At 44.6% G+C, this 2408-nt stretch carries 2 protein-coding genes; one reads left to right on the top strand and one right to left on the bottom strand.

Translation table 11 applies throughout. The features are described 5' to 3' along the window. Positions 1-1295: PEP/pyruvate-binding domain-containing protein (locus F6J94_RS32990; protein WP_293047958.1), on the bottom strand; the 1295-nt coding region annotated here is incomplete at its 3' end. A 233-nt stretch (positions 1296-1528) separates the two neighbouring features. On the opposite strand from F6J94_RS32990, the gene F6J94_RS32985 reads away from it, so the two are divergent. Next, positions 1529-2260 (top strand): ComF family protein, encoded by a 732-nt coding sequence (locus F6J94_RS32985; RefSeq protein WP_293026713.1) that lies wholly within the window; start codon positions 1529-1531, stop codon positions 2258-2260. The last annotated feature ends 148 nt before the right edge of the window (positions 2261-2408 follow it).

Below are 2408 nucleotides of genomic sequence, written 5' to 3'. Positions count from 1 at the left end.
CTCACAAGCATAGGCGTCATGGATGGGTTGACAGTGTGTTCACTAGAGTTGCTCCCAATGGAGTCCGATGATGCTTTAGGCACATTGGGTAGGCTACCCACTTGTAGAGAGGTAAACAGCTTGCCGTAGGAGGTAGTAGAACCCACAGAGTAAGCTAGTTTGGAAGCATGATGTGACGGTTCAAGCCTCAACTGACTAGCATCCCACTTTTGCCCAGTTTCAGGACTAAATTTCGTAATTTGTAACTGTGGTTCTGAGTTTTCTGAGGTTTGCCATAGTGTCCACTCTAGGGAAAAGCTAGGACTAATATCAGCAACTAGACGCTGACTGATATTAATTAGCTGTTGGAGGTATTTGTCCTTTAGGGTGTACTGTTTTTGTTGCTCCTCACTGAGTAGATAGGCTTGCACAGTGTTCTGGGTTAGTGATAATGAGTCCGGTTCCAGACACAAGCCATAGGCACGGGTTTTACGACCCAGTCGTGAGGCTAGCACAATACCAGTTTCGATCTCAATTTGGTAATAGTCTGGCACTACTTCCCCCTTCGCCCATGCAGTACCTAACCCCCACGTGGCTTGGATGTAACCCTCAGCTTGGTTAATCTGGAGTGTACCAGAAGCGATCGCATCCCACATTGGTTGTATCAAGACTGCCAAATTAAGCTGCTGGAGACCAATACTATGCCGTTGCCAGTAAAATTGACTTCTGGCGCGAAATAGTTCTGCCCAAACCTGTTTTAAAGACAGTTCCATTGCTAGTGGTTGCCTAGGGCAAATATAGGATCCCAAAATTTTATCTGGTAAGGTTGAAAAAATCTGGGGTTGCTCTAATCTTCCCACTTCAGTTTTCCCAGTGTCCTCCTCAATTCCCGACCCTGGTGATGTCATGGATAAGGAAGGGTGAAAAATTGTTGCTGGGGCGAGTGTAGTTTCTGCTATCTCGGATAGGGTTGATGCCAACACCGAAGCTAAAGTCGCCCCTTGAATTTTGTGACGAATTTGCTGAGCCACTTGCTGTAGCTGGCGAGGATTGTCTACATCTACGTAAAGATAAGAAGAAGGTAAATCAGCTAACAGGGGTTCAGACTCACCTAAAATTGCGATAAATTCCCACAATGCCTTTGCACTCACCACAAAGCCAGGTACAACCGGATAATCCCGTTGCAACAGCTGACTTAAGTTCAAGGCTTCATTGCCCACGAAGGGATACTCTGAAGGTTGAATCAGATCAAGAGAGTAAAGATTATCCACAAATCGCCGCCTAATCCTGTTATTGCTCCGGGATTTTGGCATCATATCTCGAAGGCATAATATCTCTTACCATTAATCACGTCGTATTCACCTAAATCGTTAATTAAAAATTGACTCTCAACCAAGAATGATAAGTAGTCAACTGGACATGATATTATTAATCCTTCCTGTGCTTTGCATCACGCTCTTAGAGACAGAAAACGGTAGAAATACTGAGGGATTCTCATGGTCAGTCTTGGCATCTTTATAAATATAATGCCAGATAAATCCCCAAAATCATGTTACAGGGAATTCAGACTCTTAAAAAGGGTCTATTAAGTCTCTTTCTGAAATCGAACTGTCCCCTATGTGAGCGCCCTGCCACTGATGAATTGTGTGATTATTGCGAGCAGCAGTTACTCCGCTGCCAACTTGACAAAAATCAATTTTTATGTAATCAAAATCTCCCAGTGTTTGTCTGGGGCAATTACGGTGGTCCATTAAAACGAGTACTCGCTGCCCTGAAATATGAAAACCAACCCCAGCTAGCACATCCCTTGGGCCATTGGCTGGGTAAAGCTTGGTTAAAATCCTCTGCCACCCGTAGCCACAACCAAAAATTAATAGTAGTTCCCATTCCTATGCACCCTACAAAACAGCGACAAAGAGGTTACAACCAGGCAGAGCTGATTGCCCAAAGTTTTTGTGAATTCACTGGTTACAAACAAGCACCACTGGGTTTAGAAAGAGTCCGGGCAACTCAACCTCAGTTTGGTTTATCTGTCCAAGAGCGAGCGCAAAACCTAGCAGATGCCTTTATTATTGGTAAACACTTTCTCAGACATCATAGCACCTCACCCGTACTAATCCTAGATGATATCTACACCAGCGGAGCTACAGTCAAATCAGCCACCCAAACCCTGAGAAAGCATGGAATAAGCGTATATGGGTCCGTAGCGATCGCAACCAGCGCGACCATCGGTAAAGTAATGACAAAACGTGGGTCAGTTGATGATGGGGTGATAGGGTAATGGAAATCTATAGATTTTCTGGGCTTTGTTGCATGAATGATGAAGGGGTCAAAATGCTCCCCCTCTCAGGAGCAGTTTTAAGCATTATGGGCATAGCTATCAGGCATACCCAAATGGGTCATAGGATTGAGGGCAGCACAAGCAAGTA

Origin of the sequence: Moorena sp. SIO1F2, assembly GCF_010672755.1 — a bacterium.
Classification (GTDB): domain Bacteria; phylum Cyanobacteriota; class Cyanobacteriia; order Cyanobacteriales; family Coleofasciculaceae; genus Moorena.
This window is presented reverse-complemented; position numbering and strand designations above follow the sequence as displayed.